Here is a 23300-nt window from a genome sequence, read left to right on the forward strand (position 1 = left end):
ACCGTCGAGTTCGCCGGCCGCACCGTCATCGGCGTCGAGGTGCCGGACGCCAACCCGACGGACCTGGTGGGCATGCTCACCCGCAACGGCGGCGGGCTGCGGCACAGCGGCGGCCGGCTGCACGTCCCCAAAGTGCCGCTGAACAAGCGCAATCACTTCAAGCTGCTGGTGCTGCTCTCGGGCCCCGGCACCGGGCCCGCCACGGATGACGGCACCACCGGCGGCCTCGGTGAGGTCACCGTCGGCGGGTTCATCAGCGGCGGCCGGATCCGGCGCAACGCCCAACGCTGGGGCCCCCGCAAACTCAGCCTCGCGCTGGGTGGCACCTTCATCGTCCTGCTCGGGCTGCTCGGCGGTCTGCTGCTCAGCGGCCATACGGGGCCGGCGCCGAGCGAATGTGCCACCGGGCGGCTGACCATCGACGGGTCCTCGGCCTTCGCCCCGCCGATGCGGGAGATCGCCCGGCAGTACCGGGCCCGGTGCGCGGGCGCCGACATCAGCGTCTCGGAGAACGGAAGCCTGTCCGGGCTCGGCAATCTCAACCGGGAGGGCAGGCCCGCGACCACCGAGGGCCCTGGCTTCATCGCCGTTTCGGATGTGCCGGCGCCGTCCCTCTACCGGCGGCTGGAGGGCGAGCCCGTGGGCGTCATCCTGCTCAGCCTGGTGACGAACGAGAAGGCCGGCATCGACGATCTCACCGTGGACCAGATCCGCAAGATCTACGACGGCACATTCACCAACTGGAAGCAGCTGAACGGCAACGACCTCCCGATCCGTCTCGTCAGCCGGGACGCCGGCTCGGGCACCCGGCGGGCGTTCGAGACGTCCGTGCTGCACCGGTCGGAGCCCGGCGTGGTGTCGTCGTACGACTGCGGTGACAAGGACCGCGACGAGCGGGCGCACCTGACACGCTGCGAGGTGAACAGCACCAAGGGCCTGCTGGACGCGGTGGACCGCGTGCCGGGCGCGATCGGCTACGCCGAGGTGTACGCGGCGGCGAAGCGGACGCATGTGGTCAGTGTGCGGCTGGACGGGCACGAGCCGGACATCGAATGGGGAAAGCAACGCGACTACCCCTTCTGGACGATGGAGTACCTCTATACGTACGGGCGGCCCGAAGACGGCTCACTGACCGCGAAGTTCCTGGCGTTCATGGACTCCGACACGGCGAAGAACATCATGCGGATGTACAAGCACGTGCCCTGCGCCGACCGCCAGAGCCTGCCGGACGCCGTCTGCCGCCCGTGAGGCGACGGACCGTGACCCGCGGTCCTGACCGGGGGAGACCTGGGGCCCGACGAGGGGGACCGGGCCCTGGAACGGCGGCGGACCGCGACACAACGGACCCTGGCGCGTTGGCGTTTGGCTCGGCGGTGCCCTTTGGCCCTGCCGTGGCCATTGGCTCTACTGTGCCCATTGGCTCTGCGGCCGCTGACCGTCGCGGAGAGCCGCTCCCGGGTACCGAGCACCGCGATGGCTCCATCGGTGTCGGTGCGCAGCACCCCGGCACCCTGGGCACGCAGCGCTCCGATGGTGCGCGGCGCCGGGTGGCCATACGGGTTGCCGGCGCCGGCCGAGACCAGCGCCAGACGCGGTGCCAGTCTGCGCATCAGCCCCGGGTCCTGATAGGCGGAGCCGTGGTGCGCCACCTTGAGGACGTCAACGGCGGCCAGCTCCGGATGAGTGGCCAACAGGGCTTGCTGGGCGGGTGGTTCAAGGTCGCCCAACAGCAGGAGGCTGAGCCCGCCGGTACGGACGAGCAGGGTGACGCTGGCGTCGTTGGGTCCGTGGTCGGCGGGCGATGGAGGGAGCGGGGCCGAAGCCCCGGATGCGATGGAGCCCGGTGGCCAGAGGACCTCCCAGGTGAGCGGTCCCAGACGGCGTCGCTCCCCCGATACGGCGCGGATGATCGGCACCCGGGCGGCCGCGGCCGTCTCGCGTACGAACTCGGCCTGCCCTGGCGGCTCTTGCAGGGTCGTGGTCTCGATCGCGCCGACCGAACGGCCGCGCAGCGCACCGGGAAGCCCGTCCACATGGTCTGCGTGAAAATGCGTCAGAACGAGGAGCGGGATACGGCGAATGCCCAGGTCGGTGAGGCAGCGGTCGATGGCGCGGGGCTCGGGGCCGGTGTCCACCACCAGCGCCGTACCGTCCCCGGCCGCCAGGACCAGGCCGTCCCCTTGCCCGACATCGCAGACCACGGCCCGCCACCCGGGCGGCGGCCACCCCGTGAGAACCCGGGTGACCGGGGTCGGGCGCCAGATCGCCACTACCAGGGCCAGCGCACAGACCACACACAACCACGGCCGGCGCGACAGCCTTCGGCCCACCGGCACCAGGGCGACGGTGGCGGCCGCCAGCAGCAGCCCGCCCGTCCAGCCGCCCGGCCAACCGAACTCCGCCCCCGGCAGCGCCGCCCCCGTACGGGCGATGCCGGCGATCCATTCGGCGGGCCAGCCCGCGCACCAGGCAAGCGCCTCGGCGACCGGCAGGGCGACCGGGGCGACGGCGAGCGCCGCGAAGCCGAGGACGGTCGCGGGCGCCACGGCCAGCTCGGCCAGCAGGTTGCAGGGCACCGCGACCAGCCCGACCCGGGCGGCGATCACCGCGCCGACAGGTGCGCAGATCGCCTGGGCGGCGGCCGCGGCGGCGATCACCTCGGCGAGGCGGGGCGGCATCCGTCGGCGTTGGAGGGCGGCGCTCCACCGCGGGGCGAGCAGGAGCAGCGCGCCCGTGGCCAGGACGGAGAGCAGAAAGCCGTAACTGCGGGCCAGCCAGGGATCGTAGAGGACGAGAAGAAGTACGGCGGCGGCGAGCGCGGGGAGCAGCGAGCGGCGGCGCCCGGAGCCGATCGCGAGCAGTGTGATCAGCCCGCAGGCGGCGGCCCGCAACACGCTCGGGTCCGGTCGGCACACCACCACGAAGACCAGGGCGAGCGCACCGCCGATGAGGGCGGTGCCGCGCAACGACAGGCCCAGTCGCGGTGCCAGCCCGCGGCGTTCGGCACGTACCGCGAGATGAGGTGGGCCGATCAGCAGAGCGAGCACGATCGTCAGATTGCTGCCGGAGACGGCAAGCAGATGCGTCAGGTCGGTGGCGCGAAAGGCGTCGTCGAGCTCCGGCGGCACCCGGGAGGTGTCCCCGACAACGAGGCCGGGCAGCAGCGCACGGGCATCGGGGCGCAGTCCGTCGGTGGCCTCACGGAGCCCGGCGCGCAGGCTTCCGGCCAGCCGCTGAAGGGCTGACGGCGGGCCGACCTTGAGCGGCGGCGCATCGGCGGTGACGCGGAGCACCGCGGCAACCTGGTCGCCCGGCGACATCGGCGGGGAGGAGCGGGCCACCACACGGATATGGGTCGACGGCAGCAGCCCGCGCCACGCCGGGGAGGGCCCGCCGCGCTCCTCGTCACGGGTGCTTGGCCCTTGTGGGGTGGCTACCGGCTTCCGCGACCTGCCCGGCCCCTCCCCCACCCCACCGTCCCCTCTCTGTTGCTGCACGACGACCAGGGCCGGCGTACGAACGGCCGTGACCGCGCCGTCCGGTCCGGTGACCCGGACGGCATCGGCGGTGAACACCAGCGCCGGGGGCGTCCGTTGGGATCCGCGCACCTTGGGCCGGGACAGCCGCGGGTCGCCGGTCACCTCCAGCTCGGCCGTCACCTGGGCATACCGCTGTGCCCAAGCGGGCAGCGGGCCGCGCCGCAGATCCGCCGCATGCAGCGCCGCGGACGCGGCCCCCGCCGCGGCACACAGCAGCACCGCCGCAACGGCGGCCAACGCGCCGGCCGACCAGAGGCGGGGAACGCCGGGCCGCCGGGACCCAGGCACGTGCCCGCCGCCGCCCTCCGGCTCGGGCACCCCCGCACGCTCTGCTCGGCGCCCGGCCACACCCCACACGAGTACCGCCAGGACGACGGCTACGGCACAGGCCACCGCCACCCCACCGCCCGGGGCACCCAGGGCGATCGCCGCGGCCGCCCAGGCCGCCAGTGCGGGCGCGACCAGCCGCAGATCGGCCGGGCCCTCCTGGTGCGGGTCCGAGGCACCGTACGGCGACGCCGCCGAGGCGTGCACCGTGGCGCGGCCGGCGGTCACGGCTGCACCAGGGGACGGAGATCGGCGAACCGGCGATCACCGATACCGGTCACCTGGCGAAGCTGGTCCACCGAGGTGAACCCACCGTGCTGGGTGCGGAATTCGATGATGTGCCGGGCGAGCACGGGCCCGACTCCGGGCAGGGCGTCGAGCTGCTGCTCGGTCGCCGTGCTGAGGCTCACCGGCCCGCTCGGCCCGCCTCCTGCGCCCGGCGGACCGTTGCCTGAGCCTCCAGCAACGGCCTCACCCGCACCCGCACCGCTACCGGCCCCCGCTCCCGCCGTCCCTTCGGCCCCGACCACGATCTGCTCACCGTCGGCCAGCAGTCGCGCCCGGTTCAGTCCACGGAGGCTCGCACCGCGCAGCACGCCGCCCGCGGCCCGTAGCGCATCGGTCACCCGGGACCCCGGAGGCAGCCGGTGAATGCCGGGGCGCCGGACCTTGCCGGTGACATCGACGACCAGTCGCCGGCCCGCGCCGCCCGGCGGACCGTTCGCCACCGAGGCCGGTGACGATAGCGGCGAGGGCGACGAGGGCTGCCGGGAGTCAGGACCGGGCGCCGCTACGCCGCGTTCAGCCGCGGGGGCGCGTACCTGCTCGGGGCGTGCGGCCCAGAAGTGGTGGACGGCGAAGCCCACGGCCACCACCAGCACCATGACCAGAGCGGCGAGCGCCTTCGGATTCGTGCCGCACCGTAACTGCACCCACAACGGCAGCCGTTCACGTACCGCAAGCAGCGCCCGCTGCCGGCGCCGCGCGCCCGGCGGGTCATGCTGCCGGTGCGGTGGATCGGATACATCGGGTGCATCGGGTGCATCGGGTGCATCGGGTGCATCGGGTGCATCGGGTGCATCGGGCGGATCGAAAGGGTCGGCGGGGGCGGCGGGGGCGGCGGTTCGGACACCGAAACCGCCGCTCCCATCGGCGAAGAGCGCGGCGGCCCGTGCCCGCACCGCCGCCGTGGCGTCACGATGCCGGTCGGCACGCCGCGCCCCAGCCCGGAGCCGCCGCGCCCGCTCCCGCTGACGATGGCGAACGTGCGAGTCAGGGCCTGCGGCCCGGCCAGGCCCGGTCCTCGCGGCACCTGACCGAGCCGAGGAGCCAGACGGAGCGGCTGGAAGGGACGAAGCTGATGAAGCCGAAGGAGACGACGGGGTCGACAGGGTCGACGGGGTCGGCAGGATCGGCGGGATCGGTGAATTTGCCGGGACCACAGAAGCTGATCGAGAAGTCATGCAATCGACGGTAGGCACCCCACGCCGATCCCGCCGAGCAGCGTCAATTCCCGTGGACAGCCAGCCAGTTGTGGATAACTCCGTCACCCACAGGGCATTCAGAAACGCCCTCTCACCGCGGCGACACCACAGCCCCCAACAGACCCGGCCCAGTGTGCGCGCCGATGACCGCGCCCACCTCACTCACATGCAGCTCGTTCAGCCCCGGCACCCGGTCACGCAACCGCTGTGCCAGCGCGTCCGCCCGCTCCGCCGCCGCGAGATGGTGCACCGCGATATCGACCTGGCTCTCGCCGGCCCGCTCCGCGGCGATCTCCTCCAGCCGTGCGATGGCCTTGGACGCCGTACGGACCTTCTCCCGCAGTTCGATCCGCCCGTCGGCCAGTTGCAGGATCGGTTTGACGGCGAGCGCCGAGCCGAGCAGCGCTTGGGCCGCGCCTATCCGGCCGCCGCGCCGCAGATAGTCCAGCGTGTCGACGTAGAAGTAGGCGGAGGTGCCGGCGGCGCGCTTCTCCGCCGCCGCAACCGCCTCATCGACGTTCCCGCCGGCCTCCGCCGTCTCCGCGGCCGCCAGGGCGCAGAACCCGAGGGCCATCGCGACCATTCCGGTGTCCACGACGCGTACCGGAACCGGGGCGTCCTTGGCCGCGAGCACCGCCGCGTCATATGTGCCGGAGAACTCCGAGGTGAGATGGAGGGAGATGATGCTGCTCGCGCCGTCCGCCGCAACCGCGCGATAGGTCTCCGCGAAGGTCTCGCGGCTGGGCCGGGAGGTCGTCACCGGCCGGTGCTTCTGGAGCGCCTGGGCAAGGGATCTCGCGGAGATCTCGGTGCCGTCTTCGAGGGCCTGGTCCCCCAGGACGACGGTCAGCGGCACAACCGTGATGTGGTGGCGCTCGATTGCCGCCCGCGGCAGGTAGGCCGTGGAATCGGTGACGATCGCGACATGGCGGGACATGACTGGGAGGTTATCCGGCCACCCCGACGCCCGACAGTGCGGGCCCCACCCAAGGCGGTGCGGGCCCCGCCCGAGATCTTCCCGGGTTCACCGAGGCTCTGCCAAGTGCCCACCGGGCGCGCCGTTGAGTACCTCGCCCCTGGGGACCCCGCCCCCGCCCCACCCCTCCCCCGTCGATGCCTCGCAGCCTCAGGGCGGCGTGCCCTCCGTCCTGGGCATGCCCTCCGCCCTGGGGGCCTTCTGCCACGGGTAGGACGGCTGGGTGCGCGGGTCCTTGGCGGTGATCGCCGGTGCTTCTTCGGCCGCTGCCGGTTCCTCGGCCGTGGGTCCCCAGGAGTACGGTCCGTCGGCGCGGCCTGTCCGCGCACCGTCGCCCGAAGCCGCCGTGGCCCCGTCCACCGGCGACTCCCCTGCCGGTTCCCGCGTCCAGTGCCGGAGCGCTCCCGCCTCCATGTCGATCTGGTCGCTGAGCGCCGCCAGGTCGTCGTCCGCGAACTTCCGCGCCCGGTCGCGGGCCGCCCAGCGCAGCGACTCCGCGGAGTGCGTGATCCGCTCGGTGCGCTCCCGGAGGTCCGGCAGCCGGGCGGCGATGGTGGCCCTGTCGGGCTCCCGCTCCAGCCGCTTGAGCTCGTCGTCCAGCTCATGGCCATGGGCGCTGAGCCGCTCGAAGAGGCTCAGGGTCTCGCTGAGCGAGGCGTCCTCCTGGGAGCCGGTGCGCAGCACCTCCTGGGTGGCCCGCATGGACGTACGCAGCGACAGCCGCAGCTGCGCCAGCTCGCCGGTCACGCCGGGCTGGGTGTACTGCCGGGCGCGCAGGCTGGTGTCCTCGACGGTTCTGCGGGCCTGGGCGACCGTGCGGTCCACGCCGCGCTTGGCCGCCTGCACGGCCTTGACCGTGACGAATACCCCCGCCGCAACGAACAGCACGAAGAGCAGCCCGAGGATGGCGACTAGGGCTTCCATGGGCGTCCCCCAGAGGTGTCGGCGGCGCAGGTTCGTCACCCGCGCCCTGTGTCTCCACGGTAAACGGTTCGGGCAGGTCAGGGGTTCCCTTTGAACCCCCAACCTGCCCGTAGGGGAAAGCACCTATACCGCGCGTTTACGGCGCCCGAAGCGCCGCTGCAGCGGGGCCCGGCCGCTACGCCGGGACGATGTTGACCAGCTTCGGCGCCCGGACGATCACCTTCCGGATGCCCGCGCCGCCCAGCGCGGCGACCACGGCGGGCTCGGCCAGCGCGGCCGCCTCCAGGTCCGCGTCGGAGATCGACGGGGCGACCTCCAGGCGGGCCTTGACCTTGCCCTTGATCTGCACGACGCAGGTCACGGCCTCGTCCACGACGTACGCGGGGTCGGCCACCGGGAAGTCCGCGTGCACGACCGTCTCGGTGTGGCCCAGCTTGCGCCACAGCTCCTCGGCGATATGCGGCGCCAGCGGGGCCATCAGCAGCACCAGCCGCTCCGCGACCGTGCGCGAGACCGGGTCGCCCACCTTGGTCAGGTGGTTGTTCAGCTCGGTCACCTTGGCGATGGCGGTGTTGAAGCGCAGGTTCGCCATGTCCTGGGTGACGCCGTCGATCACCTTGTGCAGCGCGCGCAGGGTCGCCTCGTCCGGCTCGGTGTCGACGACGGTGACCTCGCCGGTCGCCTCGTCCACGACGTTGCGCCACAGGCGCTGCAGCAGGCGGTACTGGCCGACGACCGCGCGGGTGTCCCACGGGCGGGACACATCCAGCGGGCCCATCGCCATCTCGTACAGCCGCAGCGTGTCCGCACCGAATTCGGCACAGATCTCGTCCGGGGTGACGGCGTTCTTCAGGGACTTGCCCATCTTGCCCAGGACGCGGCTGACCTTGTCGCCCTGGTAGTAGTACGCGCCGTCGCGCTCCTCGACCTCGGCGGCGGGGACGGCGATACCGCGGCTGTCCCGGTACACGAAGGCCTGGATCATGCCCTGGTTGTACAGCTTGTGGAACGGCTCACGCGAGGAGACGTGCCCCAGGTCGTGCAGCACCTTGGACCAGAAGCGGGCGTACAGCAGATGCAGTACGGCGTGCTCGGCGCCGCCCACATACAGGTCGACACCACCGTGCGGCTGCCCGCCGCGCGGCCCCATCCAGTACTGCTCGATACCCGGCTCGACCAGCGCGTCGGCGTTGTTCGGGTCCAGGTAGCGCATCTCGTACCAGCACGACCCCGCCCAGTTGGGCATGGTGTTGGTCTCGCGGCGGTAGCGCTTGACGCCGTCGCCGAGGTCCAGCTCGACGTTGACCCAGTCCTCGTTCCGGGACAGCGGGGTCTCCGGCTGGGTGTCGGCGTCGTCCGCGTCGAAGGTGCGCGGCGAGTAGTCGTCGACCTCCGGCAGTTCCAGCGGCAGCATCGACTCGGGCAGCGCGTGCGCCACACCGTCCTCGTCGTAGACGATCGGGAACGGCTCGCCCCAGTAGCGCTGCCGGCTGAACAGCCAGTCGCGCAGCCGGAAGTTGACGGTGCCCTCGCCGATGCCCTTGACGGCCAGCCAGTCGGTGATCTTCGCCTTGGCGTCCGCCACGCCCAGGCCGTCCAGCGAGATCTCCGAGTCGGACGAGTTGACGATCTTCGCCTCGTACGAGGAGAAGGCATCCTCCCAGGTCGACGGGTCGGTGCCACGGTCGTCCGACGGCTCCACGACGCAGCGCATCGGCAGCTCGAAGGCGCGGGCGAAGGCGAAGTCACGGCTGTCGTGGGCCGGGACCGCCATGATCGCGCCGGTGCCGTAGCCCATCAGGACGTAGTCGGCGATGAAGACCGGTACCCGCTCGCCGCTGACCGGGTTGGTGGCGTACACACCGGTGAAGACGCCGGTCTTGTCCTTGGCCTCGGCCTGCCGCTCGATGTCCGACTTGGCGGCGGCCTGCTTGCGGTACGCGGCGACAGCGTCAGCCGGGGTGGCATGACCGCCGGTCCACACCTCGTGGGTGCCCTCGGGCCAGGCGTCCGGAACGATGGAGCCGGTGCCGTTGCCGTTCTCGGGGTCCGCGATCAGCGGGTGCTCCGGAGCCAGCACCATGTACGTCGCGCCGAACAGGGTGTCCTGGCGGGTGGTGAACACGGTGATCTTCTCGTCGCCCGCCGGGAAGTCGACGCGCGCGCCTTCGGAGCGGCCGATCCAGTTGCGCTGCTGCAGCTTGATGGCCTCGGGCCAGTCCAGCGCGTCCAGGTCGTTCAGCAGCCGGTCCGCGTAGGCGGTGATGCGCATGTTCCACTGGCGCAGCTTGGCCTTGAAGACCGGGAAGTTGCCGCGCTCGGACCGGCCGTCGGCGGTGACCTCCTCATTGGCCAGCACGGTGCCCAGCCCGGGGCACCAGTTGACCGGCGCGTCCGAGGCGTACGCCAGGCGGTACTCGCCCAGAACACCGGCCCGCTCGGCGTTGCTCAGCTCCGCCCAGGCCCGGCCGTCGGGGGTCTCCCGGGTGCCGGCCTCGAACTGCGCCACCAGGGTTTCGATCGGGCGTGCCGCGTCCGCCTCCGGGTCGTACCAGGAGTTGAAGATCTGCAGGAAGATCCACTGGGTCCACTTGTAGTACGCCGGGTCGATCGTCTCGATCGAGCGGCGCTGGTCGTGGCCCAGGCCCAGGCGGCGCAGCTGCGCCTTCATGGTGACGATGTTGGCCTCGGTGGAGACCCGCGGGTGCGTACCGGTCTGGACGGCGTACTGCTCGGCGGGCAGGCCGAAGGCGTCGAAGCCCAGGGTGTGCAGGACGTTGTGGCCCGTCATGCGGTGGAAGCGGGCGTAGACGTCGGTGGCGATGTAGCCCAGGGGGTGGCCGACGTGCAGTCCCGCCCCCGAGGGGTACGGGAACATGTCCATGATGAACTTCTTGGGGCGGGCGATCAGCGCGGCGTCGCCGGCCAGGTCACCACTCGGGTTCGGGGCCTCGTAGGTCCCCTCCGACTCCCAGAAGTCCTGCCAGCGTGCCTCGATGTCGGCGGCCAGCGCAGCCGTATAGCGGTGCGGCGCTGCCACCTCGGCAGCGGTAGTCGTCTCGCTCATCGTCCTCAAAGCTCCATCGATCGTCTCTGCCTGCGGCTGCTGCGGACACGGTTTCTGCGGAAACAAAAATGCCCCTCGCACAGGAGGGGACGCCGCGCCGATGCCGACCCGGGCGGCCACAGCGGATGGCCCGGTCGGGACTGATCAGCGCGGCCCGCTAAGCAGAAGGCGTACGGCACGCATGGCGTCAGGGTACCGCAGGGCGCACGGGGCCCGCGCCGAGGATTCCCCCGTGCGGACCCCGTCCGCGTCAGGGCCGGTGGGAGCTCACATATCCGGCGCCCGGTGTCCCCACGCCGGTGACATCGCCGTGGCCGACGACCGCGCGCAGCGAGCTGTCCTTGCCCAGGCTGCGCAGCCAGGTCGTGAGACCTGGAGCAGGCGGGCAACTCGCCGTGCGCGACCATCCGTTGACCGGGCATCAGGTCGATCCGGGAGGAACTCCGCGTCCGTACGGCCGGATCTGTCGCAGCGCACAACAGAGCGGGCCGTCCGATTCGGACGACCCACTCTGAATATTGTGGAGCTAAGGAGAATTGAACTCCTGACCTCCTGCATGCCATGCAGGCGCTCTACCAACTGAGCTATAGCCCCTTGTCTTGCTCCGCGCGGTCCCCCGCTGCGGCATCGCCTACATTACACGGCCATCCCGGGCTTTCGCCAAATCGTTCTCCCGCGGGCCGTTCGGCGCGACGCGCGGTACTGTCGGCGATCTGTGCCCGATTCGTCCTGGGGAGCCGTACGCCGTGACCGCGCTGGAGCTGCAACAGTCCGCCGACCCCCGCGGCTCCGCCCCCGTCAGGGGCCTCATCCGCCGGCACCCGACCGCGGCGGCGGCCCTGGCCTGCGTCGTCTCCTTCGCCGCCTTCTGGGTCGCGCAGCGCCTCGCGCATGTGACGATGATCGACCTCATGGTCTACCGCGCCGAGGGCTGGACCGCCCGCAACGGCGAGGACCTCTACGACATGGTCGCGACCTCGGCGCATCTGCCCAACACCTACCCGCCCTTCGCCGCCCTGCTGTTCACCCCGCTCACCCTGATCGGTGTGCCGACGATGCGGACCCTGGCCACCGCCGGGAACCTCCTGCTGTTCGTCTCCGTCGTCCATCTCTCGCTACGGCTGGTGAACCGGCCTCGGCGGCTCCCCCGGCCCGCGGCCACGCTCGCGCTCTCCGCGCTGCTGGTGTGGTGCGAGCCGGTGTGGACGACCCTGCGCTACGGCCAGATCAACCTCCTCCTGGCCGTGCTGGTCCTGTGGGACCTGACCCGCAAGGACACCAACCGCTGGGCGGGCATCGGCATCGGCATCGCGGCCGGCCTCAAACTCACCCCGGCGCTGTTCGCCGTCTTCCTCGCGGTGGCCGGCGCTGTCTGCGCCGGCCGGCGGATACGGGCCGGCGCAGGGGTGCGCGCCGCCTGGAACCCCTGGCTGCGGCAGGCCTGCGTCGCCATCGTGGCCTTCCTCGGCACCGCCCTCCTCTCCGCCCTCGTCCTGCCCCGTGACTCGCACCGCTTCTGGACCGAGATCGTGTTCGCCGCCGACCGGGTCGGTGAGGTGGAAATCACCGCGAACCAGTCGCTGCGTGGCGCCCTCGCCCGGCTGCTGCACACCCACGACCCGGGCATGGCCTGGCTCGTGGTGGCGGGCCTGACGGCCGCGCTCGGGCTGGCCCTGGCCGTTGGATCACTGCTGCGTGGAGAACGCGCCTGGGCCGCCGTCGCCTGCGCCGCGACCGCCCTGCTGGTCAGCCCGGTCTCCTGGTCGCACCACTGGGTGTGGAACGTCCCGATGCTGATCCTGCTCGGCGCCGAGGCGCTGCGCCGCACCGGAGGCGCCGCCCGCCACTGGTGGGCGACGACCACCGCGATGGGCCTCCTGTTCTGCTCGTTCGCGCTGTGGTGGGTTCCACACCGCTGGCACCACCACGAGGAACTGCACCAGAACGGCATCCAGATGCTGCTCTCCGGCAGCTATCCACTCGCCGGCCTGGCACTGCTCGCACTGACCGCGGCCCGGCTGTGGCGGATCGGCGGGCGCTCTGATCGCGTCCCCCGCCCGGCTGATGGTGGTGAAACACCAGTGCCTCCGGCGGCATGACGACGACGTCCGACGTACCGCCAGGTCTTGTGCAGCAGACGGCCCGTCAGCCGGCCTTCCTCGTCCATATCGAGGGTGCGGTCCTGGATGTTGAGCGGTATCTCCCGCCCCCGGGAAGGAAGTTGGAGGGAGCCGTGGTGTCACCGGGCCGCCGCGCGGTGGTCGTTGGGATACTCCGACGGCTGCGCGTCGGTGGCATGCTCAGCGCTTCGGTGAACGGCCTCAGCTGAGCCGCGGCTTCCCGTCTTTCGCTCCGCTGGGCACCTTCGACCGCCGCAGTCCAGACAGGCTTGATCTCGGTATCGGTCACGATGCGACCCCCGTGTCGCTTCCCCCGTGCCGCCGGCCATTCGCAGCAGCGGCTCTTGATCCCACAACGTCCGGCAAATCCGTGGGAGTTCCGCTCTGCCCGGAACTGCCCGAAAAAATCTTGGAACGGGCGAAAGCGGGCGGTGGAGGCGGTAGCGGTGCGGTATCGGCGATGACCGGCCGGAACTGGCCGACTCAGGCCGTCGCGAACGAGTAGAACCGCTTCAGCGTGCAGTGCTCGTCCAGCAGCCGGCCGTAAATCGGCTCCCCGTCGAGCTCCCGGTAGGTCTCGATGGGGTCGCCTTTTATGACCAGGGCCCGTGCGCATTCCTCGCACCAGTACTGGTAGTCGGCGTTGACCGGCTCCATGTCACGGACGATCGGCGTCCCGCTGCCGCACCAGTCGCATTTCCTGCTATGAGCGCCCATCAGTCAGCTCCAACTGTGGCCGCAGGCGGTACAGACGAACGAAATCCCTCCGTTGTCGCCCAACATCTGCGCGACATGCGACGAACCACAGGAGGGGCACTGCAGGGCGGAACCATCGCCTCCACGGCACTCAGCCCCTGGGCCGTCGAGCGGGCAGGTGAAGCGAAGCGCGTATTCCGGCAGCCAGTCATAACCCTGCGCCTCGGCCACTTCGAGCAGGTCATTGACCTCCTCGAGGATGCTCGTGGGCATCGCGATATCTCCTCCCCTGCCGGCGCCGTCCGATTCTGCCACGGACCGCCTACCGGGTCAGGCCCGCCTTCGCGCCACCCTGGTCGACCCACCGGCGCCGCCGGGGCCGTCAGCGCGAGCTTGCTCACCCACAGTGCACGCGTGTCCATGCCCGGCCCTCTGCATTGAGCTGATTCAGGAAGAGCATCCCGAAAAGCGAGGTAACCAGCAGCAGTCCGGCCCAGGTGGCGGTCACCACAAGCCCGTTCGCACCCGCCGCGCGCTCCCTGCGCAAGGACTCCAAAACACCCCGGAGAGGTTTGGGACGGCGGCGAACCCGCCCCCGGGCCCCAACCCCGACATACGCGACGAATACCCAGGCCGGTCACTCGCGTCACCGTTGTCACTGCCACCACCGTTAATGGTCACCTGAGTTGGCGGAGTGAGCACAGCCGTCGGCGGCGCCCCTGCCACCCTGCCGCTTCCCGCCTGTCGCGTCAGGCTTGCCGGGAAGCCTGGCCGGAGCGTCCCCCACGTCCCCGCCCGTGAGGGGGACGTGGAATCGGTCGCCCCAGGGGGCACGCGATCATCGAGGCGCTGCGCTCCTGCCTTCGCGGTCTGGAGCGGCGGTACAACGCAGAGATCCCGCCCTCTCGCCATCCAGTGCCGTGCACTGACTCCGCGAGGAGACGGGATCATCCGGGTTGTGGAGCTAAGGAGAATTGAACTCCTGACCTCCTGCATGCCATGCAGGCGCTCTACCAACTGAGCTATAGCCCCGGGTCTTGTTCCGCTCCCCCGGGTCTCCCCCGGCGGCGCCGCGAACAAGATGAACTTTAGCCTGCGACCTGCCCAGATGTGAAATCCGGCCGACCGGCCCCCGGCCGCGGGGATCGGACACGGGGATCAGATGTCGTCACCGATCACCGGCTCGGGCAGCGTGCCGGCGTTGTGCTCCAGCAGGCGCCAGCCGCGCGCGCCCTCGCCCAGCACGGACCAGCAGCAGTTGGACAGCCCGCCCAGGCCCTCCCAGTTATGGGGGTCCAGGCCGAGCAGCCGCCCGATGGTGGTGCGGATCGTGCCGCCGTGGCTGACGACGACCAGGGTGCCGTTGTCGGGCAGCTTGTCGGCGTGGCCGAGCACGAACGGGGCGGCCCGGTCGGCGACCTCGGTCTCCAGCTCGCCGCCGCCGCGGCGCACCGGCTCGCCACGTTTCCAGGCGGTGTACTGCTCGCCGTACTGCGCGAGGATCTCCTCGTGCGTCAGCCCCTGCCAGGCGCCCGCGTACGTCTCGCGCAAGGCCGCGTCGTACGTCACATCGAGCCGGGCGAGGTCGGCCAGCTCGCGCGCCGTCGCCGCGGCCCGCTGGAGGTCGGAGGCGACGATGGCGTCCGGCTTGAGGGCCGCGAGCAGCCGGGCCGAGCGGCGCGCCTGCCCGAGGCCCGTCTCCGTCAGCTCGATGTCCGTGGATCCCTGGAAGCGGCGCTCCAGATTCCAGGCCGTCTGACCATGGCGCCACAGGACGACGCGGCGGCCCCGGTCGACCTTGGTGCCGTTCAGTGCAGGTCTCCGTCCTGCTCGCCGGTCGAGGCCTCGGCGTGCGCGGCGGCCTTGCCGCGGGTCGCCTTGGCCTCCTCGGGGAGGTCGATCTCGGGGCAGTCCTTCCAGAGGCGCTCAAGCGCGTAGAAGACGCGCTCCTCGCTGTGCTGGACGTGCACCACGATGTCGACGTAGTCCAGCAGCACCCAGCGGGCGTCGCGGTCGCCTTCGCGGCGGACCGGCTTGGCGCCGAGGTCCTTGTTGAGGCGTTCCTCGATCTCGTCGACGATCGACTTGACCTGGCGGTCACTGGGGGCCGAGGCCAGCAGGAAGGCGTCGGTGATCGAGAGGACGTCGCTGACGTCGTAGGCGATGATGTCGTGCGCGAGCTTGTCGGCCGCTGCCTGGGCGGCGGCGTTGATGAGCTCGATGGAGCGGTCCGTGGCGGTCACAAGCGGCTTTCCGGGTCGAGGGCAGCTTCTCCGGCCGGGGCAGGCGGCTCGCGGCGGCAACGCGGCGCGCCACCGCCATGGGCGGCCGGATCGGCGGTCAGGTACCTCTCAAGGGTCTCACGGACCACCGACACTCCCGGATGGCTTTTCGAACACACCGGCCGGCCGATGACCGGTCCGCCCCGCCGGCCGGGCCCGGCCGACCCGGCCGAACCCCTGGTGGGACGCCTCGTCCGCGCCTCCGGTCAGCCCTTGAAGTCCTGGCCCAGGACGACGGTGATATCGGCGTTCGAAGCGCCCCTGCCCTGCTTGACCGCGCTCACGGGCAGGCCCAGCGTCTTGGCGACCTCTGCGGCCTTGGCCTTCTGGCCGGCGTCCGCGTAGGTCACCTGGGACGTGGCGACCGCCGTGCCGGTGCCGTCGTCGACAAAGGTGTAGCCGCCGTTGACCAGCGCGACCTGTGCCTTTCCGGTGGCGTCCCTGGTGCCGCTGGCATTACGGACCGCGACCCGGGAGGCCGCTTCGGGGTCGGTCTTCTTGACCGTGCCGCCGAGCACGTCCTTGACCACGGTGTCCGAGGCCGTCTGGCTGAGCGTGCCGTTCGCCTGCACCGGCAGCAGGGCGGTGCGGTAGGCGCCGGTCTTCGCCAGCTCCGCGCGCTGCGCCAGCGAGCTGCCCAGCTCGGCCTCGGTGAGCGGCGGGTCGAGCACCTGCAGCAGCGCCTTCACGATGGCGGTGGCACCGTCCGCGTCGCTGGAGACCTTCTTCAGCGTGGCCTGCATGACCTGACCGAACCGCTGCAGCTGCTTGACCTGGGTCTCGCCCGGCGCCTGGTAGGTGGCGTACGCGACGGCCGCCTGTCCGTTGACGTCCTGTGCGCTGCCCTGCTTGACCAGCGGGGAGTCGCCCTTCTTGGCGCCGGGCACGGTGGCATCGGCGTCGAGGGAGATGCCGCCGACCGTCTCGACGAGGTTCTCCAGATACGGGGTGTCCAGCCGCCAGCTGGCCTTGAGGTCGGCGCCCAGGAGGGTGTTGAGGGAGTCCCTGGTCGGGTCGGAGCCCTCGTCCTTCACGGACTTGCCGAGGGTCGTGGCGGTCCCGTCGTCCTTGGTGACGACGAGGTTGTTGGGCAGGAGGACGGTGGTGCCCTTGTGGGTGGTCTCGTTGTCCACAAGCAGCGCCGTCGAGCTGTTCCCGGACTTGGTGTCCCGCAGATGCACGACGAGGACATCGCGCTTCTCGCCTTGTCCGCCGGCCTCCTGGCCGGTGGCCGCGCCGGACAGTCCCGGGAGCTTGCCCGCCCACCACAGATAGCCGACGCCGCCGGCCACCACCAGGGCCAGCACGACGGTCAGCGCGACGATCCGGCTGCGGCCGCGGCGCTTGGCCTCCTCGCGCCGCTCGGTGCGGCTCTCGGTGAACTTCAGCCAGTCGATGACGTCTTCGGAGTCCTCGTCCGGCTCCTCGATGAAGGAGAACTGCTCGGTGCGGTACTCCGGGGCGGAGGACGACGGACCGCCCGGACCGGACGCGCCACGGGACTCCGCGCCGACCTCCGGTGCGCCACCCGCTGACGGGCCGCCGGCCGACGGTGCGCGGCGCTGCGCCGGCGGCCGCGGCTCCTCGTACTGCTGCGGCCGGGCCTCCTCGTAGCGGGACTCGTCGTACGGGACCTGCTCGTACGGCGTCCGCGGCGCCTGCTGGGGGACCCACTCCTGCTGCGGGTGCTGGGGCTGGGGCTGGGCATACGGGTCGTACTGCTGTGGGTAGCCGGGCTGCTGCCGGCCGCCGCCGTACGACGTGTCATAGCCGTACTCCTGCTGCCCCTGATGCGGCTGCTGCCCCTGGTACGGGTCGTAGCCGTCATAGGAGGTGGGGGCGGGCGCGGCCGGCTGCCCGTACGGGTCGTATCCCTGCTCGTACGGCTGCTGCGGCGCGTCGCGGTACACCGGCTGCCCGTAGGCGTCATAGGTGTAACCCGGCTGCCCCTGGTGCTCCTGGGCATACGGGTCGTGGGCATACGGGTCCTGCGGCCCGTACGGATCCTGTCGGTCGCTCACCGGTGCCCCTTTCCGTCAGCCCCGTCAGCGGTCGTTGCGGTACAGCTGCTTTTTGTCGATGTAGCGCACCACACCGTCCGGAACCAGGTACCAGACCGGGTCCCGCTGGGCGACCCGCGCCCGGCAGTCGGTCGAGGAGATGGCCAGCGCGGGCACCTCGACCAGGGACACCGCGCCCTCGGGCAGGCCGGGGTCCGCGAGGACATGGCCGGGCCTGGTGACGCCGATGAAATGGGCGAGCGAGACCAGTTCCTCGGCGTCGTGCCAGGTGAGGATCTGGCCGAGCGCGTCGGCGCCGGTGATGAAGAAGAGATCCGCGTCTATGTGCTCGGCACGCAGATCACGCAGGGTGTCGATGGTGTACGTCTTGCCGCCGCGGTCGATGTCGATACGGCTGACGGAGAACTGCGGGTTCGAGGCGGTCGCGATGACCGTCATCAGATACCGGTCCTCGGCCGGGGACACCGTCTTGTGGCTCTTCTGCCACGGCTGCCCCGTAGGCACGAAGATGACCTCGTCGAGGTGGAACTGGCTGGCCACCTCGCTGGCGGCGACCAGGTGACCGTGATGGATCGGGTCGAACGTGCCGCCCATCACTCCGAGTCGCCGCTTCACGGGCCCTGTGTGCTCTCCCATGCGTGCAGACCCTACTTGGCGGGGCGCGCTGCCGGGGGCCGGGTGTTCAGGCTCAGCGGTCCCGGTTGAAGCGGGTGGTGACCCAGAGCAGGAGGAGCAGGATAAAAAGGGCGCCGCCACCGGTCAGGTACGGGCTGAGGCTGGCGTGACCGCCCTCATGTCCGGGTTCGGCAGCGAGGGAGACCAGGGACTGTGCGGTGGTGTGCAGGCTCATCGTCGGCAGAACCAATCCGGGCTGGGGTCGGGCAGAGACTTCCGCCACATCGTAAGCATCAGCTCACCGCGGGCTCACGGCGACTCCACCCCCGGGCACTCCGGAAGCCCGCGCCATGGGCGTCCATGATGCCCGCTTCGTCAGTCCTGGTTGCCGTAACCGCGCAGCAGGAACCAGGCGAGGAAGGCGACACCCACGACGCCGACGACGATCACGGCGCGCAGCAGCCACCCGGGACCATCGGCCTTGGAGGTCTCCTGCGCTGCGGCGAGCAGCACGCTCGGAATCGGCATGACGGTGCGCTCCCTTTTGTGCGGGCTTGTGCGGTCATTCGGTGCGATCGCCAGCGTACGCCCGAGCATCCATTTGCCTGTCAGTGGCGTCCTCTAGTCTGAACACACGCAGTCGAACAGGGGGAGGCCCCAATGACGGAGAGCCCAGGCGGCAGCGAGAACGTACCGAGCCGGGACCGCAGGCGTTTCCCCGGAATCTCGTCCCGCTCGTACGAGCACCCGGCGGACCGCTCGGCGCTGGTGGCGCTGCGCAAGCTGAGCGGATTCGACACCGTATTCAAGACGCTGAGCGGCCTGCTGCCGGAGCGCAGCCTGCGGCTGCTCTTCCTGTCGGACTCGGTCCGCGTCAGCGAGCAGCAGTTCGCCCATCTCAACGACATGCTGCGCGACGCCTGCTACATCCTGGACCTGGAGAAGGTCCCGCCGATGTACGTGAATCAGGACCCGCAGCCCAATGCCATGTGTATCGGTCTGGACGAGCCGATCATCGTGGTGACGACCGGCCTCGTCGAGCTCCTGGACGAGGAGGAGATGCGGGCGGTCATCGGCCACGAGGTCGGGCACGCGCTGTCCGGTCACGCCGTTTACCGCACGATCCTGCTCTTCCTGACGAACCTCGCCATGAAGGTCGCCTGGATCCCGCTGGGCAATGTCGCGATCATGGCGATCGTGACCGCGCTGCGCGAGTGGTTCCGCAAGTCGGAGCTGTCCGCGGACCGCGCCGGGCTGCTGGTCGGGCAGGATCTGCAGGCCTCGATGCGCGGTCTGATGAAGCTGGCCGGCGGCAATCATCTGCACGAGATGAATGTGGACGCCTTCCTGGAGCAGGCGGACGATTACGAGTCGGGCGGCGATCTGCGCGACTCCGTGCTGAAGATTCTCAACCTCCTGCCGCGCAGCCACCCGTTCACGACCGTGCGGGCGGCCGAGCTGAAGAAGTGGGCGGCCAGCCGCGACTACCAGCGGATCATGGACGGCCACTACCCACGGCGTGACGAGGACAAGGACACCTCGGTGTCCGACTCGTTCAAGGACTCCGCGGCGCACTACGCCGACTCGATGCGCAACAGCAAGGACCCGCTGATGGGCCTGGTGCGCGATATCGCGGGCGGCGCGGGCGACTTGGGCGGCAAGCTGCGGGACACGGTCTTCCGTAGCGGCCAGCGGCCCGACGGCTCCGGCGGCGCGGACGGCGCTAACGGATCGGGTGACTCGGGCTCGGCTGGGAAGTAGCCGCCAGCTCGCCGCAGAGCGAGGGGTTGGCCCGGCTCCTGGAGTAGGGGTCGGTGCCCGACGGCCGGTCAACGCCGGCGCGCTGTCCCGCAAGCAGCGGACGCAGCGCGTCGGCCGGCTTCGAGGAGCAGGCGAGCGGTCCTGCCTGCAGGCTGCTCTGCAGCACCTCCAGGCGGTGGTCGTTGAGGTCGTCCCGGTCGAGCCGGAAATGCAGCTCGCGGCGGACGGTGAACAGCGAGGCGGCACCCGGCGTGACCTTGCCGGCGGCCTGGTCCGCGGGGTCGGCCCGCAGCGCGTCCTTGGTGGGCCGGACCGCGTAGACGAAGGTGTAGTCGGCGACGACGTCGAGCGCGTCCGGGCTCGACTCCCTTGCGGACAGCGTCCCGTCGACCCGTACGTCACGGTCGGCGAGCTCGGTCCGCTCCGGGTCGAAGCGGGTCAGCCAGCCGGTGGCCGCATACCGCCCGTCATCGTCGGGATGCGCCAAGCTCCGGTCGAACTGGTCGAGTTGGGCGGTGTCGAGCAGCAGCCGGACCGGCCGCACCGAACCGCCGGTGAGGGTGGCCGGGTCCAGCGAGGAGCGGACGATGTAGTCCTTCGCGATGCTCAGAGCGGAGACGATCTGGCCGTCGGAGAAGTGCTCGGTGCGCTGAACGGCAGGCATGTTGACGCCCGCGGCGCCGATGCGGAAATCGGCCGCGGGGCTGTGCGCGAAGAGGTCGCGGGGGGTCGCGCCCGGCACCGTACCGGTCGGTGCGAGCGGCACGACCGCGGACCGCAGCGGCTGCGCCCGGGACGTTTCCGGGACCTTGTAGGGGTGGCGCACGCCCATGTAGACGGCGGTGCCGAAGGCGAGCACGATCAGCAGCACCAGCAGGATCGCCTGCCGGGAGCCGCCGGCCCGCAGCCAGTTGTGCCGGGTCTTGACGGCCGGCGAATGGTGCTCACCCAGCCGCTCGTCCGCGGAGAATTCCTGCAGCCGTGCAGCGCGCACGAACGATTCGTCGAAGACAACGGATCGGTATTCGTCCTCACCGCCTCCCGAGGCGCCGTTAGGCGTCCCTTCGGGAGGGTCACCAGGCCCGCTCATACAACTAGGGTAGGTCTGCCAAGGCCCCGGTAAACGCCCCGGTGCGGCACAACTTCAGTGGACGACTCCGGGTTGCCCGCAATTTTCCGTGCGAGCGCCGTGAATTTCCGCACCCGGCGGCAGGACGGCCCAGAAACGGCGTCAGTGGGCCCGCGGCACCGCGGAGGCCGTCGGCCGCCCGGACCCGGCCGACGCGGACGGCAGCAGCCCTGGGCGCACCTTCTGGACGCCGCCCGCCCCGCTGGACGACGGCGCGTCCGCACCGGCGGAGGAGGTCGCATCCACCTCGCTGGAGGCGGGCGCCGGCGCCGGGCTCTGGTTCCTGCCGGAGGCCCCGCGGTAGACGGCACTGAAGGCCAGCGCCACCAGACCGATGCCCATCACGACGGCCAGCACCCAGGCGATCGGCCGGTGCCAGCGGGCGCTGCTGCGGTAGGGGCGCAGCGCCCCGCCGTAGGGTCCGTACGGACTGCGCGGACCGTAGTCGTCGTAGTCCCCGTGGCCACCGTATTCGCCACGTATGTCGTAGTCGTCGGCGTCCGGATCCAGACCGTCCCGGCCCTCATGGCCGTCCGCGCCCTCACCGCCGAAACCGGACCCCGAGCGGGCCGCCTCGGCCTCGGCGCGCGCCTCCGCCGCGGCCAGCAGCCGCTCGACCGCGGAAGGCTCATGGAACGGCGCGGACCGTACGAAATCCTCGTCGAAAACCACGGAGGCGAATTCTTCATCCGCGTTTCCGTGGCTCCCGTGGCGGTGCTCTTCGGGCTCTTCGCCGTCCGGGAACGGCTTGCCCCCCACGTCGTCCGGCACCCGTCCAGGTTAGCCCCGGCCGGTCGTTTTGGGCAGGGAGAACGCAGAGAGAACGACGCGGGGCGAAGGGCGAATCCGGGGGACGCTTCAGCGGGTGTGTCCGTCTCCCGTGACGATGTACTTCGTGGACGTGAGCTCCGGCAGCCCCATGGGGCCACGGGCGTGCAGCTTCTGCGTCGAGATGCCGATCTCCGCGCCGAAGCCGAACTGGCCGCCGTCGGTGAAGCGGGTGGAGGCGTTCACCGCGACGGTCGTGGAATCCACCAATTGGGTGAAGCGGCGGGCCGCGGCCTGCGAGGTGGTGACGATGGCCTCGGTGTGGCCGGAGGTCCAGCGGCGGATATGCGCCACCGCCGCGTCCAGGTCGGGCACCACGGCGGCCGCGATGTCGTACGAGAGGTACTCGGTGGCCCAGTCGTCGTCGGTGGCGGGGGCGACCAGACCGGGGCCCGCCTGCTGCCAGGCCGCGTCGCCGTGCACGATCACGCCGGCCTGGGTCAGCGCGTCCAGGGCGCGCGGCAGGAACTTCTCCGCGATCCCGGCGTGCACCAGCACCGTCTCCGCGGCGTTGCAGACGCTGGGCCGCTGCGCCTTGGAGTTGATGAGGATGTCGATCGCCATGTCGATGTCGGCGGCCTCGTCGACGTAGACATGGCAGTTGCCGGTGCCGGTCTCGATCACCGGGACGGTGGACTCCTCGACGACCGTACGGATCAGCGAGGCGCCACCGCGCGGGATCAGCACATCGACCAGGCCGCGGGCCCGCATCAGCTCGCGCACCGAGTCGCGGCTCTCGCCGGGCACCAGCTGCACCGCATCGGCCGGCAGCCCGGCGCTCACGACGGCGTCCCGCAGCACCTCCACCAGGGCGCTGTTGGAGGCGTACGCGGACGACGAGCCGCGCAGCAGTACGGCGTTGCCGGACTTCAGGCACAGGGCCGCGGCGTCCACCGTCACATTCGGCCGGGCCTCGTAGATGATCCCGATCACGCCGAGCGGGACCCGGACCTGGCGCAGGTCGAGGCCGTTGGGCAGGGTCGAGCCGCGTACCACCTCGCCCACCGGGTCGGGCAGCGCCACGACATCGCGGACGTCCGCGGCGATCGCCGCGATCCGCTCGGGGGTGAGGGTGAGCCGGTCCACGATCGATGCGGCGGTGCCGGCCTCCTGCGCCTTGGCGACGTCCTCGGCGTTGGCCGCGATGATCACGTCGGTGCGCGCCACCAGGGCGTCGGCGATGGCGAGCAGCGCTCCGTCACGGGCCGTACGCGGCAGCGGCGCCAGGACGGCGGCCGCCTCCCTGGCGCGACGGGCGGTGTCAAGGACGGGCGAGGAGTGCGATGCGCTGCTGGTCATGGCCGCAGCCTAGCTCGGTGGCGGACTGCGGCCATGCCGGATTTCACAGTGCGGGACACGGTGCACACCGGCGCGCACCGTACGGCGTGGTGAACCGGGGCAGGAGCCGTTGTCGGTCGCGGTTGGTGGTTCGGGGCGGGCTAGGTGTGCTGTCCCGGCACGTTGGTGACACGCGTGCTGGGTGCTTGAACGGGTGAGGGCCTTCTGGGTTCGGTGTGGATTGCGACACTCC

General features: G+C 71.1%; 20 protein-coding genes, 2 tRNA genes and 1 pseudogene. 4 read left to right on the forward strand and 19 right to left on the reverse strand.

Annotated elements, in window-relative coordinates; genetic code table 11:
- Positions 1–72: 72 nt before the first annotated feature.
- Positions 73–1104, forward strand: a pseudogene (locus AB0I10_RS19305) (substrate-binding domain-containing protein); the annotation flags it as partial.
- On the opposite strand, the gene AB0I10_RS19310 reads toward AB0I10_RS19305, so the two are convergent.
- From AB0I10_RS19310 to AB0I10_RS19340, 7 genes are all read right to left on the reverse strand, one after another.
- Positions 1098–4094 (reverse strand): ComEC/Rec2 family competence protein, encoded by a 2997-nt coding sequence (locus AB0I10_RS19310; RefSeq protein WP_363153701.1) that lies wholly within the window; start codon positions 4092–4094, stop codon positions 1098–1100. The pseudogene AB0I10_RS19305 and the gene AB0I10_RS19310 sit on opposite strands and share 7 nt — an antisense overlap.
- Entirely contained in the window at positions 4091–4798 is a 708-nt protein-coding gene (locus AB0I10_RS19315) for a ComEA family DNA-binding protein (protein WP_363153702.1), read from the reverse strand. Before AB0I10_RS19315 ends, AB0I10_RS19310 begins: the two co-directional genes overlap by 4 nt.
- A gap of 340 nt (positions 4799–5138) precedes the next feature.
- A complete protein-coding gene (locus AB0I10_RS19320) occupies positions 5139–5333 on the reverse strand; it encodes a hypothetical protein (protein WP_363153703.1) in 195 nt (64 codons plus the stop codon).
- A gap of 108 nt (positions 5334–5441) precedes the next feature.
- Positions 5442–6287, reverse strand: a complete 846-nt coding sequence (locus AB0I10_RS19325; protein WP_363153704.1) for a DegV family protein — start codon at positions 6285–6287, stop codon at positions 5442–5444.
- Positions 6288–6476: 189 nt separating this feature from the next.
- The gene (locus AB0I10_RS19330; protein WP_363153705.1) at positions 6477–7250 is read right to left on the reverse strand and encodes a hypothetical protein; all 774 of its coding nucleotides are present in this window, start codon (positions 7248–7250) and stop codon (positions 6477–6479) included.
- 175 nt (positions 7251–7425) lie between these two features.
- Positions 7426–10317 (reverse strand): class I tRNA ligase family protein, encoded by a 2892-nt coding sequence (locus AB0I10_RS19335; protein ID WP_363153706.1) that lies wholly within the window; start codon positions 10315–10317, stop codon positions 7426–7428.
- 521 nt (positions 10318–10838) lie between these two features.
- A tRNA-Ala gene (locus AB0I10_RS19340) sits at positions 10839–10911 on the reverse strand.
- A 152-nt stretch (positions 10912–11063) separates the two neighbouring features.
- On the opposite strand from AB0I10_RS19340, the gene AB0I10_RS19345 reads away from it, so the two are divergent.
- Positions 11064–12416 carry a glycosyltransferase 87 family protein gene (locus AB0I10_RS19345; protein WP_363153707.1) on the forward strand — a complete coding sequence of 451 codons (1353 nt, stop codon included), beginning with the start codon at positions 11064–11066 and terminating at the stop codon, positions 12414–12416.
- Entirely contained in the window at positions 12413–12646 is a 234-nt protein-coding gene (locus AB0I10_RS19350) for a hypothetical protein (RefSeq protein ID WP_363153708.1), read from the forward strand. The genes AB0I10_RS19345 and AB0I10_RS19350 overlap by 4 nt, the downstream gene beginning before the upstream one ends.
- Positions 12647–12920: 274 nt before the next feature.
- Here AB0I10_RS19350 and AB0I10_RS19355 read toward each other — a convergent pair whose 3' ends face one another.
- The 9 genes from AB0I10_RS19355 to AB0I10_RS19395 all read right to left on the reverse strand — a co-directional run bounded on the left by AB0I10_RS19355 (position 12921) and on the right by AB0I10_RS19395 (position 18579).
- Positions 12921–13154 (reverse strand): hypothetical protein, encoded by a 234-nt coding sequence (locus AB0I10_RS19355; RefSeq protein ID WP_004571982.1) that lies wholly within the window; start codon positions 13152–13154, stop codon positions 12921–12923.
- A gap of 3 nt (positions 13155–13157) precedes the next feature.
- Complete coding sequence (locus AB0I10_RS19360) at positions 13158–13337, reverse strand: hypothetical protein (RefSeq protein ID WP_363153723.1); 180 nt, start codon at positions 13335–13337, stop codon at positions 13158–13160.
- Between the two features lie 755 nt (positions 13338–14092).
- Positions 14093–14165, reverse strand: a tRNA-Ala gene (locus AB0I10_RS19365).
- A 126-nt stretch (positions 14166–14291) separates the two neighbouring features.
- Positions 14292–14945, reverse strand: coding sequence for a histidine phosphatase family protein (locus tag AB0I10_RS19370; RefSeq protein WP_363153724.1), 654 nt, complete (start codon positions 14943–14945; stop codon positions 14292–14294).
- Entirely contained in the window at positions 14942–15376 is a 435-nt protein-coding gene (gene rsfS, locus AB0I10_RS19375; RefSeq protein WP_363153709.1) for a ribosome silencing factor, read from the reverse strand. Before rsfS ends, AB0I10_RS19370 begins: the two co-directional genes overlap by 4 nt.
- Positions 15377–15621: 245 nt before the next feature.
- Positions 15622–17436: a LytR C-terminal domain-containing protein gene (locus tag AB0I10_RS19380; protein WP_363153710.1), complete on the reverse strand. Its 1815-nt coding sequence runs from the start codon at positions 17434–17436 to the stop codon at positions 15622–15624.
- A gap of 24 nt (positions 17437–17460) precedes the next feature.
- A complete protein-coding gene (gene nadD / locus AB0I10_RS19385; RefSeq protein WP_363153711.1) occupies positions 17461–18072 on the reverse strand; it encodes a nicotinate-nucleotide adenylyltransferase in 612 nt (203 codons plus the stop codon).
- A 52-nt stretch (positions 18073–18124) separates the two neighbouring features.
- The gene (locus AB0I10_RS19390) at positions 18125–18334 is read right to left on the reverse strand and encodes a hypothetical protein (RefSeq protein ID WP_363153725.1); all 210 of its coding nucleotides are present in this window, start codon (positions 18332–18334) and stop codon (positions 18125–18127) included.
- Positions 18335–18426: 92 nt separating this feature from the next.
- Positions 18427–18579 carry a hypothetical protein gene (locus tag AB0I10_RS19395; RefSeq protein WP_363153712.1) on the reverse strand — a complete coding sequence of 51 codons (153 nt, stop codon included), beginning with the start codon at positions 18577–18579 and terminating at the stop codon, positions 18427–18429.
- A 132-nt stretch (positions 18580–18711) separates the two neighbouring features.
- Here AB0I10_RS19395 and AB0I10_RS19400 point away from each other — a divergent pair, with 132 nt between their 5' ends.
- On the forward strand, positions 18712–19812 hold the full coding sequence (locus tag AB0I10_RS19400) for a M48 family metallopeptidase (RefSeq protein WP_363153713.1): 1101 nt from the start codon (positions 18712–18714) through the stop codon (positions 19810–19812).
- Here the strand turns inward: AB0I10_RS19400 and AB0I10_RS19405 are convergent.
- The 3 genes from AB0I10_RS19405 to AB0I10_RS19415 all read right to left on the reverse strand — a co-directional run bounded on the left by AB0I10_RS19405 (position 19775) and on the right by AB0I10_RS19415 (position 23068).
- The gene (locus AB0I10_RS19405; RefSeq protein ID WP_363153714.1) at positions 19775–20902 is read right to left on the reverse strand and encodes a hypothetical protein; all 1128 of its coding nucleotides are present in this window, start codon (positions 20900–20902) and stop codon (positions 19775–19777) included. The two genes, AB0I10_RS19400 and AB0I10_RS19405, sit on opposite strands and share 38 nt — an antisense overlap.
- A gap of 141 nt (positions 20903–21043) precedes the next feature.
- Positions 21044–21712 (reverse strand): hypothetical protein, encoded by a 669-nt coding sequence (locus tag AB0I10_RS19410; protein WP_363153715.1) that lies wholly within the window; start codon positions 21710–21712, stop codon positions 21044–21046.
- Between the two features lie 87 nt (positions 21713–21799).
- A complete protein-coding gene (locus AB0I10_RS19415) occupies positions 21800–23068 on the reverse strand; it encodes a glutamate-5-semialdehyde dehydrogenase (protein ID WP_363153716.1) in 1269 nt (422 codons plus the stop codon).
- Between the last annotated feature and the right edge of the window lie 232 nt (positions 23069–23300).

Source organism: Streptomyces sp. NPDC050636 (assembly GCF_040654775.1).
Lineage (GTDB): Bacteria > Actinomycetota > Actinomycetes > Streptomycetales > Streptomycetaceae > Streptomyces.